This window comes from Flaviramulus sp., from assembly GCF_982512915.1.
In genome coordinates, this window is the sequence record NZ_CEWOCJ010000017.1 from 22,041 (window position 1) to 38,913 (window position 16,873).

Annotated in this window: 15 protein-coding genes; 13 read left to right on the top strand and 2 right to left on the bottom strand. The window is 32.2% G+C overall.

Features of this window, described 5'->3' with window-relative positions; genetic code table 11:
* Positions 1-10 precede the first annotated feature (10 nt).
* The 4 genes from AC1XJX_RS10910 (at position 11) to yidD (ending at position 4,226) form a co-directional block, all read left to right on the top strand.
* Positions 11-1,537, top strand: coding sequence for an OmpP1/FadL family transporter (locus AC1XJX_RS10910; RefSeq protein WP_482004015.1), 1,527 nt, complete (start codon positions 11-13; stop codon positions 1,535-1,537).
* Between the two features lie 169 nt (positions 1,538-1,706).
* Positions 1,707-2,384 (top strand): GTP cyclohydrolase I FolE, encoded by a 678-nt coding sequence (gene folE / locus AC1XJX_RS10915; protein ID WP_482004016.1) that lies wholly within the window; start codon positions 1,707-1,709, stop codon positions 2,382-2,384.
* 32 nt (positions 2,385-2,416) lie between these two features.
* Complete coding sequence (gene cysS / locus AC1XJX_RS10920; protein WP_482004017.1) at positions 2,417-3,898, top strand: cysteine--tRNA ligase; 1,482 nt, start codon at positions 2,417-2,419, stop codon at positions 3,896-3,898.
* Between the two features lie 106 nt (positions 3,899-4,004).
* A complete protein-coding gene (yidD, locus tag AC1XJX_RS10925; RefSeq protein ID WP_482004018.1) occupies positions 4,005-4,226 on the top strand; it encodes a membrane protein insertion efficiency factor YidD in 222 nt (73 codons plus the stop codon).
* Between the two features lie 136 nt (positions 4,227-4,362).
* Here yidD and AC1XJX_RS10930 read toward each other — a convergent pair whose 3' ends face one another.
* Positions 4,363-5,823: an aminoacyl-histidine dipeptidase gene (locus AC1XJX_RS10930; RefSeq protein ID WP_482004019.1), complete on the bottom strand. Its 1,461-nt coding sequence runs from the start codon at positions 5,821-5,823 to the stop codon at positions 4,363-4,365.
* A gap of 72 nt (positions 5,824-5,895) precedes the next feature.
* Here AC1XJX_RS10930 and AC1XJX_RS10935 point away from each other — a divergent pair, with 72 nt between their 5' ends.
* The 3 genes from AC1XJX_RS10935 to AC1XJX_RS10945 all read left to right on the top strand — a co-directional run bounded on the left by AC1XJX_RS10935 (position 5,896) and on the right by AC1XJX_RS10945 (position 11,363).
* Positions 5,896-6,957 carry a DUF3810 domain-containing protein gene (locus AC1XJX_RS10935; protein ID WP_482004020.1) on the top strand — a complete coding sequence of 354 codons (1,062 nt, stop codon included), beginning with the start codon at positions 5,896-5,898 and terminating at the stop codon, positions 6,955-6,957.
* Positions 6,958-7,052: 95 nt separating this feature from the next.
* Complete coding sequence (locus AC1XJX_RS10940; protein ID WP_482004021.1) at positions 7,053-10,046, top strand: amidohydrolase family protein; 2,994 nt, start codon at positions 7,053-7,055, stop codon at positions 10,044-10,046.
* Between the two features lie 12 nt (positions 10,047-10,058).
* Complete coding sequence (locus AC1XJX_RS10945) at positions 10,059-11,363, top strand: amidohydrolase family protein (protein ID WP_482004022.1); 1,305 nt, start codon at positions 10,059-10,061, stop codon at positions 11,361-11,363.
* A gap of 33 nt (positions 11,364-11,396) precedes the next feature.
* On the opposite strand, the gene AC1XJX_RS10950 is transcribed toward AC1XJX_RS10945, so the two are convergent.
* Positions 11,397-12,188: a DUF6503 family protein gene (locus tag AC1XJX_RS10950; protein WP_482004023.1), complete on the bottom strand. Its 792-nt coding sequence runs from the start codon at positions 12,186-12,188 to the stop codon at positions 11,397-11,399.
* Positions 12,189-12,268: 80 nt separating this feature from the next.
* Here AC1XJX_RS10950 and AC1XJX_RS10955 point away from each other — a divergent pair, with 80 nt between their 5' ends.
* The 6 genes from AC1XJX_RS10955 to AC1XJX_RS10980 all read left to right on the top strand — a co-directional run bounded on the left by AC1XJX_RS10955 (position 12,269) and on the right by AC1XJX_RS10980 (position 16,763).
* Entirely contained in the window at positions 12,269-13,063 is a 795-nt protein-coding gene (locus AC1XJX_RS10955; RefSeq protein WP_482004024.1) for a TrmH family RNA methyltransferase, read from the top strand.
* 4 nt (positions 13,064-13,067) lie between these two features.
* A complete protein-coding gene (locus AC1XJX_RS10960; protein ID WP_482004025.1) occupies positions 13,068-14,300 on the top strand; it encodes a M48 family metallopeptidase in 1,233 nt (410 codons plus the stop codon).
* Between the two features lie 268 nt (positions 14,301-14,568).
* A complete protein-coding gene (locus tag AC1XJX_RS10965; protein WP_482004026.1) occupies positions 14,569-14,904 on the top strand; it encodes a transposase in 336 nt (111 codons plus the stop codon).
* Between the two features lie 13 nt (positions 14,905-14,917).
* Positions 14,918-15,082: a hypothetical protein gene (locus tag AC1XJX_RS10970; protein WP_482004027.1), complete on the top strand. Its 165-nt coding sequence runs from the start codon at positions 14,918-14,920 to the stop codon at positions 15,080-15,082.
* On the top strand, positions 15,028-15,876 hold the full coding sequence (locus AC1XJX_RS10975) for an IS3 family transposase (protein WP_482004048.1): 849 nt from the start codon (positions 15,028-15,030) through the stop codon (positions 15,874-15,876). The genes AC1XJX_RS10970 and AC1XJX_RS10975 overlap by 55 nt, the downstream gene beginning before the upstream one ends.
* 167 nt (positions 15,877-16,043) lie before the next feature.
* Entirely contained in the window at positions 16,044-16,763 is a 720-nt protein-coding gene (locus AC1XJX_RS10980) for a GNAT family N-acetyltransferase (protein WP_482004028.1), read from the top strand.
* The last annotated feature ends 110 nt before the right edge of the window (positions 16,764-16,873 follow it).

The window sequence follows — 16,873 nt, forward strand, 5'->3', positions numbered from 1 at the left end:
AAAAAACTGTATGAAAAAGTTACATTTACTATTCATAGGTATGCTATCTATGTCTACACTTTACGCACAAGACATTAGTGATGCGTTACGCTTTTCACAAAGTGAAATTCAAGGAACTGCTCGCTTTAGAGCCTTAAGTGGGGCATTTGGTGCATTAGGAGGTGATATGAGTGCTGTGAGTTTAAACCCTGCTGGTTCAGCTGTGTTTAGTCAAAGTCAAGCATCATTTTCTGTTTCAAACATATATATTAAAAATAATACAAGTTACTTCAATGGTTTTGGTAACTCTAACGAATCTGTTTTTGATATCAATCAAGGTGGTGCTGCCTTTGTTTTTGCAAATACCAACAATTCTCCTTGGAGAAAATTCACCCTATCGATCGCTTACGACAAAACTAATAACCATGAAGATAATTGGTTTGCTTTTGGCAATAACACAAATGATGATGGACAATTTAGCAACTCAATTGCTAGTTATTTTTACGATTTTGCAGACGGAAAAAGATTGGACGAGATATCGGCTCTACCAGGAGAATCTTTATCCAGAGCCTACCAAGATATAGGAGAAATTTATGGCTTTGCACATCAACAAGCATTTCTGGGCTTCGAATCATTTATACTAGAACCAGATGATATTAATGATGACGCTAATACCCTTTATACTTCAAATGTGTCACCCGGTAATTTTAGTCATGATTACAGCTATGCTGCTACTGGTTATAATGGTAAAGTTACTTTTAACTTTGCAACCCAATACGAAGACAATTTGTATTTAGGCTTAAACTTAAATACACATTTTATTGATTACCAACGCACTACTCTTTTATTTGAAGAAAATTCTAATGCAGGATCTTTAGTTGATTATATTGAGTTTGAAAATAATTTATCAACTAGAGGTAATGGTTTTTCTTTTCAATTAGGTGGTATTATGAAATTAAGCCCAGAATTTAGAGTGGGATTAACTTATGATTCTCCAACTTGGTATACTATTGAAGAAGAAGCAACCCAATATTTAGCTACAGATGGTATAAATGGATTTACAGATATTTTTCCTGATGTTGTTAATATTTATCCTCAATACAGACTTAAAACACCATCTAAAATAACTGGAAGTTTGGCATATGTGTTTTCAAAACAAGGTTTAATAAGTTTTGATTACTCTAAAAAAGATTTCAGTAAAACAGAATTCAGACCAACTAATGATGCTTTTTATGCTGATCAAAATAACATCATGAGTAATGTATTTACGGATGCTGCTACCTATAGAGTTGGCGGTGAGTACAAAGTAAAACAATGGAGTTTTAGAGGAGGTTACCGCTTTGAAGAAAGCCCATACCTAAATGGAGTAACCGTAGGTGATTTGACAGGTTACTCACTTGGCTTAGGTTATAATTTTGGAAATACAAAATTAGATATAACATTTGATGAATCTGACAGATCATTTGAAACACCTTTATTTAACTCTGGACTTGTTGAAACCGCTACTATAGATAGAAAAATTTCAAATATAACTTTATCATTAAGCTTTAATATTTAAAATAAAAATTAGTCATATCATAAAAGCTTGAACCTCAAAAGTTCAAGCTTTTTATTTTTTTAATAAAAAATAATGAGACCATGACTACCCGATAATTGTTTGTTAAGATAAATTATAACAAAACGGAATTGTTTATCTTTGCAAACTTAATTAAAGATGTTTTTTACTGATGAAAATTGACAATAACATAGAAAATTATGATTCTTTAGGAGAAGACCATGTTGGAACTTCATCAAATACCCCACTGAGATTAGACGCTTTTGAACTCTCAAATGAAGAGAAAATTGAAATAATTAAATCTGATGTTCGCCATATAATGGAAACCCTGGGTTTAGATTTAACAGACGACAGTTTAAATGGCACACCTAATAGGGTTGCTAAAATGTTTGTTAAAGAAATCTTTGGAGGCTTAGACCCTAGTAAAAAACCAAGCGCTTCAACCTTTCAAAACAAATACAAATATGGCGAAATGCTTGTTGAAAAAAACATTACACTCTACTCAACTTGCGAGCACCATCTATTACCTATTGTAGGAAAGGCTCACATTGCTTATATTTCTAAAGGTACTGTTGTAGGGCTTTCTAAAATGAACCGGATTGTTGATTATTATGCAAAACGCCCTCAAGTACAAGAGCGTTTAACTATTCAAATAGTTAAAGAGCTTCAAGAAGTTTTAAATACTCAAGATGTAGCTTGCGTAATTGACGCCAAACATTTATGTGTAAATTCTAGAGGTATTAGGGATATAGAAAGCAGCACTGTAACTTCAGAATTTGGCGGAAAGTTTAAAGAGAAAGCTGTAAGAAGAGAATTTTTAGATTATATCAAATTAGATACTAAGTTTTAATTCAATTTGTTCCAACACACCAATAAATCAGCATGCAATTATATCAAGAAAATCAAATAAAACTATACAATTCATTAACTGGAAAAAAAGAAATTTTCAAACCCATTGAACCAGGATATGTGGGTATGTATGTTTGCGGACCAACGGTTTACAGTAATGTACACTTAGGTAACGTAAGAACATTCATGTCGTTTGATATGATTTTTAGGTATTTAAAACATTTAGGATATAAAGTAAGGTATGTAAGAAATATTACTGATGCCGGACATTTAGAAAACGATGCTGATATTGGTGAAGATAAAATCACTAAAAAAGCACGTTTAGAACAAATTGAACCTATGGAAGTGGTGCAACGTTACACCGTTGATTTTCACAACATATTAAACATATTAAATTTTTTACCACCTAGTATAGAACCTACTGCAACTGGTCATATTATTGAGCAAATTGAACTCATAAAAAATATTATTGATAATGGCTTTGCTTATGAAGTAAATGGATCGGTTTATTTTGATGTATATAAGTTTAATGAAACGAATGAATACGGTAAACTAAGCAAGCGTAAACTGGAAGATTTAATTCATAATACACGTGAATTAGATGGACAGAGCGATAAAAAAAATCCGCAAGATTTTGCACTTTGGAAGAAAGCAGAACCCCAACATATTATGCGCTGGCCTTCGCCATGGAGTGATGGATTTCCTGGCTGGCATCTAGAATGTACTGCTATGAGCACCAAGTATTTAGGTGAGCAATTTGATATACATGGTGGCGGAATGGATTTGAAATTCCCGCATCACGAATGTGAAATTGCTCAAAATGAAGCCGCAAAAGGAAAATCACCTGTAAACTATTGGATGCATGCTAATATGCTAGAATTAAACGGACAGCGCATGTCTAAATCTACTGGAAACACGGTTAATCCCGATGAATTATTATCAGGAAAGAATAAGTTTTTTAGTAAAGCTTATGCTCCTAGTGTAATTCGTTTTTTTAATGCGATGTCGTCTTACCGAAGTGTTTTAGATTTAACTGATGATGGTCTATTAGCAAGTGAAAAAGGGTTTTATAGATTGATGGATGCCGTTAATTTATTAGATAATTTAAAAGTTTCTAAAATATCAACTATGGATGTTTTAGCATGGAAACAGAAATGTTATGATGCTATGAATGACGATTTTAACTCCCCTATTTTAATTGCTCATTTATTTGAAGCTGCTAAATATATCAATCAAATTAAAGAAGGAACTCAAACAATAAACGCTGAAGATTTTAAAATTTTTAAAGAGACCATTAGTGCTTTTGTTTTTGATGTTTTAGGACTTACAAATTCTGCTAAAAATGATACTGCCACTGATAAACTTACTGGTGCTGTTGATTTATTAATTAAATTAAGACAAGATGCTAGAGCGAATAAAGACTTTGCCATGTCTGATAAAATTCGTGATGAATTAGCAGAAGTTGGAATTCAGCTAAAAGACAGTAAAGAAGGCACCACGTTTTCAATTAACTAATCGCGTGTTTATCATTCTGCTCTTGATGCGGAATTCAATTCTTAATTAAAGATAGATTCCTGCCGCAGTTTAACTTTATAGATAATTTAAATGCAGAATTGTCAAAATGAAAAAAATACTAATTGCACCGTTTTTGTTTTTGATAAAAGTGTATCAAACATTGATATCTCCATTAACACCTGCAACTTGCAGATTTCAACCAACTTGTTCTCATTACTCAAAGGAAGCCTTAAAGAAACATGGTCTAGTTAAAGGTGGATGGCTTGCGATAAAACGTATTTTTAGTTGTCATCCTTGGGGAGGAGGTGGCTACGATCCGGTTCCCTAGGGCTCTAGTTATCATTTTGACTTTGTAAAAATAAAATCACCTAAGTTGGTATAACATCAAATAACAAATAGATATAATTTTATTTTATTTAAAATTATGTATGGAGCCTTGACTAAAAGAGATTTAAATATTTTTTTTACTTAAACGGAATGTGCTTTAAAATCTCTAATACAAACTTCCAATATTTTTGAACTGATGAAATTTGTGCACGTTCATCTGGTGAATGTGCTCCTTTAATGTTTGGTCCAAAACTTATCATATCCATAGTTGGGTAATTAGTTCCTAAAATACCACATTCTAAACCTGCATGACAAGCCGCCACGTGTGGTTTTTCATCATTTAAATCTTCGTAAAGCTTGCTCATCACTTTTAATATTGGAGAATCCATATTTGGAGTCCAACCAGGATAATCCCCAGAGAATTCAACCTCGCAACCCGTTAACTCAAAGGTAGCACGAAGTGTATTGGCTAAATCTAGTTTAGAAGTCTCAACCGAAGATCGGGTTAAACAACCAATATGAATGTGACCATTTTTTACTAATACCCTAGCTATATTATTTGAAGTTTCAACTAAATTTGGTATATCAGCACTCATTCTATAAACCCCATTTAAAGCAGCATAAATAGCTCTTGTTAAACCTTCCTGAACACCTAAATCCATTATTTTTTCTGGTGTTTCCGTTTTGGAAACCGAAATTTGCAAATCAGGCTCCATGGTTTTTAACTCAGTTTTAATGGTTTTAGCTAAAACTTCCATTTCTTCAAGAAAAATAACTTCATGAATGGCATCTATTGCTAACAAAGCATTACTTTCTCGTGGAATAGCATTTCTTAAACTACCACCATCAATTTCAGAAATTCGCAAACCAAAATTTTCAAATCCATCAAAAAGTAATCGATTCATTATTTTATTGGCATTACCTAAACCTTCATGAATTTGCATTCCAGAATGCCCACCTTGCAATCCTTTTACAGAAATTTTAAAGCCTATTTTAAATTCTGGAGTTTCCTCTTCATTATAAGTTCTAGTGGCAGTAACATCGATACCTCCTGCGCAACCTACTCCAATTTCATCATCTTCTTCAGTATCTAAGTTTAGTAAAATTCCACCAGTAAGTAAACCACCTTTCAATCCCATCGCGCCTGTCATTCCGGTTTCTTCGTCTATGGTAAACAACGCTTCAATAGCAGGGTGAGATATGTCGTTACTTTCTAAAATAGCCATAATAGTAGCTACTCCTAATCCATTATCTGCACCTAAAGTAGTTCCTTTTGCACGTACCCAATCACCATCAACATACATATCTATTCCTTGATTATCAAAATCAAAAATCGTATCGCTATTTTTCTGGTGAACCATATCTAAATGTGATTGCATTACAATAGTAGTCCTGTTTTCCATTCCTGGAGTTGCAGATTTTCTTATAATTACATTACCAACTTCATCTTCTATAGTTTCTAAACCTAGGTTTTTACCAAAATCTTTCATAAAAGCGATAACACGAGCTTCTTTTTTTGAAGGACGAGGTACAGCATTTAAATCGGCAAATTTATTCCAAAGTTGTTCTGGCTTAAGTTTTCTAATTTCTGAATCCATAGCATTAAAATTAGTATGATACAAAGGTAGTTATTCTAGTTAGGAATTATAAACATTTCCCTATTTTTGAATATGCTGAAAAACAAAAAAACCTTAATTGCACTTACCATAATTCCACAATATTTATTAGTTAAGCTAATTTCTAACTTTCCAGAGTTTGTTGAGCAATTTTATAGCAATGGTTTTTACCCATTTATATCGAAGTTTTTTAGATATACTTTAGGATGGTTTCCCATCTCTTTTGGAGATTTAGTTTATACCATAACTATAATTTATGTATTGCGATGGATTATTAATAACCGAAAGCGACTCAGAAAAGACACAAAAAACTGGTTTATTGATGTTTTTTCTACGGTATCCATCATTTATTTTGCCTTTCACCTATTTTGGGGCTTAAATTATTACAGATTACCCCTTTATAAAAGTTTAAATTTAAAATCAAATTACACAACAGAGCAACTTATTACGGTTACTGAAAAACTCATCCAAAAAACAAATCAATTACATTTAAAAATCACAAAAAATGATACCTTAAAAGCAGACATACCTTTTACTAAAAGTGAACTTTTAAATTTAGTCCCTCAAGGTTATGAAAACTTAAAAGAGATATTTCCTCATTTAGAATATCATCCTAAAAGCATTAAAACCTCATTGTTTAGTTATCCGCTTACCTATATGGGATTTAGTGGCTATTTAAACCCATTAACTAATGAAGCCCAAGTTGATGGCTTGATACCAATATATAAATACCCTACCACAGCATCCCATGAAATAGCACATCAATTGGGTTATGCTGCAGAAAACGAAGCTAATTTTATTGGATGTTTAGCTGCTATAAAACACGAAAATATTTATTTTAATTATACTGGTTATGCTTTTGCACTTCGCTTTTGTTTAAATGAGATTTACAATAGAGATTCTGAGTTATTTGAAAAAATGATTACCAATGTTAATAAAGGTGTTTTAAAAAACTACGAGGAAGTGAGACTTTTTTGGGAAGCACATCAAAACCCTTTAGAACCTTACTTTAAAATATTTTATAGTAATTTTTTAAAAGCAAACAAACAAAGTAAAGGCATGGAAAGTTATAGTTATGTGGTAGCCTTATTTACTAATTATTTCTATGAAGAATAAAGTATCTTAAACAAACGTTAAAACTTTTTTATTTAACAATAAATCTCAGTTTTAAACTTTATTTTTAAGGAAATATTAACTAACCTCTTTTATTTATGATTAAAAACTTCATAGGAGCCCTGGGCTTATTATGCTGTACAACATTGTTTGGACAAGACTATTTTCCGAAAAATGACGGTGTTAAAACAACCAACACCAATTACACAGCCTTTACCAATGCAAAAATTTATGTTTCTCCTGGCCAATCAATTTCTAACGGAACCATGTTAATTAAGGATGGAAAAGTACTTTCTGCTGGAACAAACATATCAATACCAAAAAACACAACGGTTATCAATCTTGAAGGTAAAAGTATTTATCCTTCTTTTATTGATATTTATTCAGATTTTGGAATTAAAAAACCAGAAGCAGATAGAAGGAGTAGAAGTCAATCACCTCAATACGACGCTAGTAGAACTGGTTATTATTGGAATGATCATGTCATGCCTGAGAATACGGCCCTTTCAAAATTTGAGTTTGATTCTAAAAAAGCTCAAGATTTAATGAAAGCTGGTTTTGGAGTTGTAAATACTCACATACCTGATGGGATACATAGAGGAACTGGTACACTTGTGGCTTTAAATGACAAAGACGGAAATGAAACGCGTATCCTTCAAGAAAATTCTGCACAGTATTTATCTTTTAGCAGAAGTGCACTTTCTGCACAAGCATACCCAAATTCTATTATGGGAAGTATTGCGCTATTACGCCAATTATATCTGGACGCAGATTGGTATACTAAAGGGTTAAGTAAAACAAAAGACTTGTCCATTGAAGCCTTAAATAAAAATAAAGGATTGGTTCAAATTTTTGGAGCTGGAAGTAGAACCGATGCTTTAAGAGCTGATAAAGTTGGTGATCAATTTGGAATACAATACGTACTTTTAGGTGGTGGTGATGAATACGAGCGTATACAAGAAATTAAAAACACAAACGCAACATTTATCATTCCTATAAACTTTAAAGATGCTTATGATGTAGAGAATGTCTTTTTATCAAACTCATTATCTCTGAGTGACATGAGAGCTTGGAATCAAGAGCCTAACAACCCTAAAATATTAGCCGAAAACAATATCAATTTCGCTTTAACTACACACCAATTAAAATCTCCAAAAGATTTTAAAGACAAACTTATGTTAGCCATTAAACATGGACTATCTAAAGAAAAAGCTTTGGAAGCGCTTACTTCTATTCCTGCAAAAATATTAGGTAAATCATCTACCATAGGAAGTTTAAATACTGGAGCGTATGCTAATTTTTTAATTACTTCTGGTGATATTTTTGACGAAAAAACCACACTTTACGAAAACTGGGTGCAAGGGCAACAAAATGTTATTAGTAATATGAACACTAAAGACCTTAGTGGTGATTATGAGTTTTCATTAGCTGGCACTACATATAATATGTCTGTTGAAGGTGAATCCAAAAAATTGAAATCTAAAATAAAAAGTAATGAGCAATCTTTTGGTTCAAAAATAAGTTTTGAAGATGATTGGGTTCAAATTTCTATGACTACTGGTGATACAACAGCACAAAAATTTATTCGAGTTAGAGCTCAAGTTTCTGAAGATGATTCATTTAAAGGTAAAGCTATTTTTCCTGATGGAAATGAAACCAATTTTTTAGCTAAAAAAGTAAGTTCAGCAAAAGAGGATGAATCCAAAACAGGTTCTGATAAAAAAGAGGTTACTATTGATGAAAACAACGCCATGGCTCCTGTAACATATCCAAATATGGCTTACGGTTTTAAAACGCTGCCACAGCAAGAAACCTTACTTTTTAAAAATGCAACAGTTTGGACTAACGAAAAAGATGGAATTTTAACCAATACAGATGTTCTTATAAAAAATGGTAAAATTGCAAAAATAGGCTCCAATCTTTCTGATAAAAGTGCTAAAGTAATTGATGCCAAAGGAAAACATTTAACGGCTGGTATTATTGATGAACATTCTCATATTGGAACATCTTCCGTAAACGAGGGTGGACAAAATTCATCAGCAGAAGTAAGTATTGAAGATGTTATTGATGATGAAGATATCAATTTATACAGAAACCTTGCAGGTGGTGTTACTTCCATACAAATTTTACATGGATCTGCAAATCCAATAGGTGGTCGTTCAGCTATTATAAAACTTAAATGGGGAGAATCAGCTGATAATTTAATTTATGATAATTCACCAAAGTTTATAAAATTCGCTTTAGGGGAAAATGTAAAACAATCAAGATCTAGTAATGGTGTTCGTTTTCCTCAAACCAGAATGGGTGTTGAACAAGTATACATCGATTATTTTAGTAGAGCTCAAGAATATGACAAGTTAAAAAAAAGTGGCAAACCTTACAGACAAGATGTAGAAATGGATGTACTTGCTGAAATTTTAAATAAAGAAAGATTTATTTCTTGTCATTCTTATGTTCAAAGCGAAATAAATATGCTTATGAAGGTTGCCGAAAAATTCAACTTCAATATCAATACGTTTACACATATTTTAGAAGGTTATAAAGTTGCTGATAAAATGGCCGAACATGGTGTTGGTGGTTCTACTTTTAGTGATTGGTGGGCTTATAAATACGAGGTTATTGATGCTATTCCTCACAATGCTGCTATTATGCATAATGCCGGTGTTACCGTAGCCATTAATAGTGATGACGCTGAAATGTCTAGAAGATTAAACCAAGAAGCTGGAAAAACTATTAAATACGGAGGCATGAGTGAAGAGGAAGCTTGGAAATTTGTAACCTTAAACCCTGCAAAATTATTACATATTGATGATCGTGTAGGTAGTATTAAAGTTGGTAAAGATGCCGATGTTGTTTTATGGACAGATCATCCGATGTCTATTTATGCTAAAGCCGAAAAAACAATAATTGAAGGTGTTACATATTTTGATTTAGACCGCGATAAAATGATGAGAGATGATATCTTAAAAGAGAAAAGCGCCCTAATTAATGATATGTTACAAGCAAAAAATAAAGGCTTGAAAACACAACCAATAAAGAAGAAAGAAAAAGAAATTATGCATTGTGATTATCTTGACCATGAATTTAATTAATACCTGAAAAAAATGAAATATTTTAATTTATATATAAGTTTAGTATGCTTTGTTCTATTTGGAACAACACAAGCTCAACAAACGCCAGCTAAAAAACAAACTAGTGCTATTTCTATTGAAGGTGCAACAGCGCATTTAGGAAATGGTAAAGTGATTGAGAACTCACTTATTATGTTTGATGGCGGAAAATTAACTTTTGTTGGAAGTGCTGCTACAAAAATTGAGAGACTTGGTGAGGTAATAAATGCTAAAGGTAAACATGTTTATCCTGGTATTATAGTTCCTAATTCTACTTTAGGGTTGGTTGAAATTGATGCTGTAAAAGCTTCTGATGATGAAGAAGAAATAGGAAGTTGGAATCCGCATATTAGAAGTTTAATTGCTTACAATGCCGAGTCAAAAATAGTAGAATCTATGAGACCAAATGGTGTCTTATTAGGTCAAATAACACCTCGTGGTGGTCGTATTTCTGGAACCTCATCTATCGTTCAATTTGATGCATGGAACTGGGAAGATGCTGCTATCAAGGTAGATGAAGGCATCCACATGAACTGGCCAAACAACTATTCTAGAGGTCGTTGGTGGTTAGGTGAAGTTCCTTCTATAAAAATGAATGATCAGTATGCAATTCAAATTAAAGAAATAACAGATAATTTTAATAACGCAAAAGCATATTTTAAAGAAAATCAATCTATTACAAATTTATCATTTGAAGCTTTAAAAGGACTTTTTGATGGTTCTAAAAAACTTTACATAAATGTTGATGATGAGAAAGGTATTGTAGATGCGATTGGTTTTGCAAAAGAAAATGATATAAAACATGTAACTATAGTTGGTGGTAGAGAAGCTTATAAATTAGCTGATATGTTAAAAGAAAATAATGTTTCGGTTGTTTTAAATCGAACTCACACCCTTCCTAATAATACAGATGATGATTATGACTTGCCCTATAAGGCAGCTAAAGAATTAGTAGACAAAGGTGTTTTAGTAGCATTACAAGTAGCCGGTGGCAGAATGGAACGTATGAGTTCTAGAAACCTTCCTTTTTATGCTGGCACAACAGTAGCACACGGTTTAACTAAAGAACAAGCTTTACAATTAATTACATCTAATACTGCTAAAATTTTAGGCATTGATGATGCTTATGGAACTCTAGAAAGCGGAAAAAGTGCCACACTTTTTATATCAGAAGGTGATGCTTTAGATATGCGAACAAATATCATTACGCATGCCTATATCGATGGGCGACTTGTGAGTTTAGAATCTCACCACACCAAACTCTGGAAGCGATATTCAGACAAATACAGTAAAAAATAACATAAAAAAAGCGAGCTAATTAGCTCGCTTTTTTTATTCCATAATTTGGGCATCCTCGGGTAATGCGAAAATATCCGAATTAAGTTTATCTTTTGTTACTTTTATATCAGTAAACTGTAAATCATTTCGTTTTGTGGTTGGTAAATTATTCTCGTAATTATACCAAGTTAACATTTCAGGTAATAATAAACCTTCTACTGTTTGCCAGTTACTATATCTAATGAAATTAAACTCGTTACTTTTTTCTTTAGAAAAATAAGTTACCGTATAGCCCAACCATACCATTTGATGGGTTTCTGAATCGTAGTATACGATATATTCATCTTCAGGTGATTCTCCTATACCACTTTCATAAGTTATTTTTATCCCCGGATAACTTGTTTCTTCAAAAACTAAAGGCGCAACGGTTTCGTAGTTAATACCATCATCCCCTAAAATAAAAGGCATCGCATAAAAGTAAAACATCAAATTATAATAAAATTTAGGATTTCCTTTATACTGTGCTGTATCTTTATTTTTTAACCAAACACTATAACCATCAAATCCAATTATGTGATTAGGCATCCTAATTAAAGACTTCCTGTTTTTTAAATCTGTAGTTGTTATTTCATCGCCATTTGGTTTGTTCATAGTAAACTCAAGAGATTTCAAAGAGTTCCATTTATCAATACCTCCGTGCGCATCAAACACTTTCGATATATTCTCAGGATACACACTTGTAATAACCTCTAATGTTTCTTTAGAATAATCAACAGTTGATGTAGTTTTGTTTTTGCAAGATACTATCATTAAAATAGCTCCTAAAATAAGTGCTCTAAATTTCATTAAAATTGATTTTAGCTTATAGCTTTGACGAAGTTAATTCAAAATAATTACATTAAAACTGTTACTTTTGTTTTTGAATTATGAAAGAAATTACCAGCACACAAAACGCATACATAAAACAACTTATTCAATTAAAAGATAAGTCGCGAGAACGAAAAAAAACAGGTTTGTTTTTAATTGAAGGTGTTCGCGAAATTTCATTAGCATTAAAAGGCGGTTTTCAAATTGAAACTATTTTGTTTTATCCCGAATTATTTTCTGAGGAACAAAAAGACGTTTTAATTAACCAGCAAATTAATAGTATTGAGATCTCTAAAGAGGTTTATCAAAAACTAGCTTATCGAGACACTACAGAGGGCGTTTTAGCCGTTGCAAAAAGCAAATCTCATGATATTAAAAACCTGAAATTCGATACTAAAAACCCCCTTATACTTGTTGCAGAAGCCCCAGAAAAACCAGGGAATATTGGCGCACTTTTAAGAACAGCCGATGCCGCTCGTGTAGATGCAGTTATTATAGCTAATCCAAAAACCGATTTATACAATCCAAATATTATTCGCTCTAGTGTAGGTTGTGTGTTTACAAATCAAATTGCTACAGGCAGCACTACAGAAATTATTAGCTTTTTAAAATCAAAAAACATCAATATTTATACGGCTATTTTACAAGAATCTGTGGCATACCACACCCAAGATTACAAAAAACCAACTGCCATTGTGGTTGGCACAGAAGCAACTGGCCTAAGCGAAGCTTGGCGCATAAGTGCTACTCAGAATATTATCATCCCAATGCAAGGAGAAATTGATTCGATGAATGTTTCGGTTGCTGCAGGAATTCTTATTTTTGAAGCAAAACGACAACGAAATTTTAAATAAAAAAATGACAGCTACTACACTTTTTTACATCATTATTGGAATAATTATTATAAATTTTATTGTTGATAAAATACTAGATGCGCTTAACGCGAAACATTTTAATGATGACCTTTCTGACGATTTGCATGATGTTTATGATGAAACTGAATATAAAAAATCTCAAAATTATAAAGCTACTAAATACAAATTTGGAGTTTTAACATCTACGTTTTCATTAATACTAACCTTAGGATTTTTGTTTTTTGATGGGTTTGAGTTTATAGACAATATCGCTAGAGATTTTACAGAAAACCCGATACTTATTGCATTGATTTTCTTTGGAATTATTATGATAGGAAGCGATATCATCACAACGCCATTTTCATATTACAGCACCTTTGTAATTGAAGAAAAGTTTGGATTTAATAAAACCAGCGTAAAAACGTTTATTATAGATAAAATAAAAGGTTGGCTCATGATGGTTATTGTAGGCGGTGCCATTTTAGCCCTCATAATCTGGTTTTACCAATCTACTGGAGACTATTTTTGGCTGTACGCATGGGGTTTAGTTACTCTATTCACTTTGTTTATGAATATGTTTTACTCTAAACTTATAGTCCCTTTATTTAACAAACAAACACCTTTAGAAGCAGGTAGTTTAAGAGATAAAATTTCAGAATATGCTAGTACAGTAGGTTTTAAACTAGATAAAATATTTATAATTGATGGCTCAAAACGAAGCACCAAAGCCAATGCCTATTTTTCTGGATTTGGAAACGAAAAACGTGTAACACTTTACGATACACTAATTAACGATTTAGATGATGAAGAAATTGTTGCCGTATTAGCCCACGAGGTTGGACATTACAAAAAGAAACACATTATTTTTAACTTAGTTGCTTCCATCATATTAACTGGATTTACCCTTTTTATTTTATCTTTATTTATTTCAAATCCTTTATTATCAAATGCTCTAGGTGTTGAAGCACCAAGTTTCCATATAGGACTAATTGCTTTTGGGATGCTATACGCACCCATTTCTGAAATTACAGGCTTGATTATGAATATGTTTTCTAGAAAATTTGAATACCAAGCTGATGATTATGCGAAAAACACTTATAAGGCAGAACCACTTATTACATCACTTAAAAAACTATCAAAAAATAGCTTGAGCAATTTAACACCACATCCTGCATACGTATTTATGCATTATTCGCATCCCACCCTTTTGGAACGGATTAAAAATTTAGGTAAGTAATTGTTTAAATAGTTTTGTGATTTTGTAGGAAGAAAGACAGCAAGGATTAATCAAATAAAATTATAGTATTCTAAGATTAGAAGACACTTTGTAAAGTTATTTTTGTTTAGATAGAAACTTGACTTTGTAAAAATTTTCACCTAACTTCGTTTAACATCTGATATAAAATATTAAAACGATTTCATATCTTGACGTTAGCTACAATGACTAAAATCCTCTCGTCCTGAAATAGGTTGACTAAAAATTCATCATTTATTGATAGTCACTTATGAAAACAAAAAAAGAACACTGGCTAAAAAAAAGCTACCAAAAAGCAACTTTAGAAACCAAACTTTTAGTCGTTGACCAAATTCAGAATGGTCAGATTTCTACAAACTTTGCATCCAAAAAATATGATGTTCCTAGAACAACGATTTCTTATTGGATTAGAAAATACAGTACCTTAGTACAACAAAATTCAGGTATGAGTAAAAACGATGAAATAAAAAAACTAAGGGAACGCATTGAAGAACTGGAGTTTGTAAAAGACTTTCAGCAAGATATTATTGCGGATATGGAACTTATTACTGGTGTCGATATGTCAAAAAACTCATTGCCCACTTGAGCGAAGCGGATGCATGAGTTCTTATTTATCAAATAAGAAACCCACGAGTAAATCATTAGCAAAAGAGATAGAGCTAAAGAAGAAAAAACGTTTAAAAGAAAATGGCTCTATCAATGCTTTGGGATTAGTAAACAAGCCTTCTACAAACGACGCAAAACAAGACAAAGACAACAAATAGATCATCAAAAACTAATTGTAATGGTCAAGGACTACCGTAAAAAAGTAGGCTCTAAAACCGGTGGAATAAAACTTTATGATGCGCTTAAACAAGACTTTATTAATGCTGATATTAAAATAAGTAGAGATAAATTTTATCGCTTTTTAAAGCTACATAAGTTATTAGTGCCTAAATCGAAAAACTACATCACAACAACAAACTCTAACCATATGTTTAAAAAATATAAAAACTTAGTAAAAGACCAAGTCCCTAATCGGCCAGGACAACTATGGGTAAGTGATATAACATACATTAAAACCGAAAATGGTCATAATTATCTTGCGTTAGTAACCGACGCTTATTCAAAGCAAATTATGGGTTACAATCTAGACAACCATATGAAAACATCACTTTGCACAGAGGCGCTCGCTATGGCTATTAAAAATAGAAAATATCCTAGTCAAAAGCTTATCCATCACTCAGACAGAGGTTTTCAATACTGTAATCCCAAATACACTGAGTTTGCTGAAAGCAATAGCATTACAATGAGTATGACCGAGCAATACGACCCTTACGAAAATGAAGTAGCTGAACCCATTAACCGAACCCTTAAATATGAATATGGGCTAAAACAGACCATTAAAAACACAGATCTTGCGCAAAAAATGACTGAGCAAGCTGTCCATATCTATAACAATCTAAGAACCCATTTTAGCCTGGACTTAAGAAAACCAGCCGAAGTACATCTTAATCCAAATATCAAATATAAGTCGTATCGAAAAAATAAAGTAAATTTACATGAACTAACGATTTAAAAACGAACCTAGTTCAAACTATGTTTTTGCCTTTTAAACGGCTAAAAAAAATCTTTTGAACGTGTAAAAAAGGTCAACCTATATCAGTATAATACATCGTTAAACCAAGAAAGTTATTGATTGGATTTGATAATTTAGTATCTTTGATAAAAAGTAATCCGAAATGAATGAATAATCAGATAATAGATAACTTATATGAATTCTGGAAGCATATCGGAAAATTGAATAACAGACTGATTGAAACAGAAAAATATTCAGCAGTTTCAATGGATAGTTCGGATTGGCCAAATCGGATTTTTGATTTACGACAGGACTATGGTGTTATTGAAGAAATAAAAACACTTAGCAAGGAAAACGAACTGCCAGAAATAATTACCATTACAAAACCCAATGGTTTAAATAGTGATTCAGACTTTGAGTTTGTATTTGGACAAAAGAATATGGCTTTTGATTTGGACTTATTTTCAAAAAAATCGTCCCCAGACCCTAAAATCAAAAGAGTAAAGACAGAAAAAGAATCGATTGAATTTGCAAATACTGCCTCAGAATCATTTGGGTATCTTGTTGACCAGAATGTGATTTTTGAGATTGTCAAAAACTCGAAAACGGTTAGATTATTTACCTATCAAGAAGATATCGAATGTTTAGGCTGTGGAATTGTATTTTTTGATTCTAACAATAATGCAGGGTTACATATGATTGGAACTCTTCCGAAAGGCAGAGGAAAGGGAATAGGAAAAAGTATGACTGAGAAATTGCTATTGGAAGCGAATGAAAGCAATGCTGAAATTTGTGTTCTCCACGCTTCATTAATGGGGGAGACAATTTATGCAAAGCTTGGCTTTAAACCATACGGAGAAATTGAAACTTATCGAATATTGAAATAGATAGGAACAACTAAAGCTAACACGACAATATAATCAGCTGGCGGGATAGTGCTAATTTGAGCGAATGAAATTTAAACAAACATACGGGCAGTTTGAAAGGGAGGTAAATT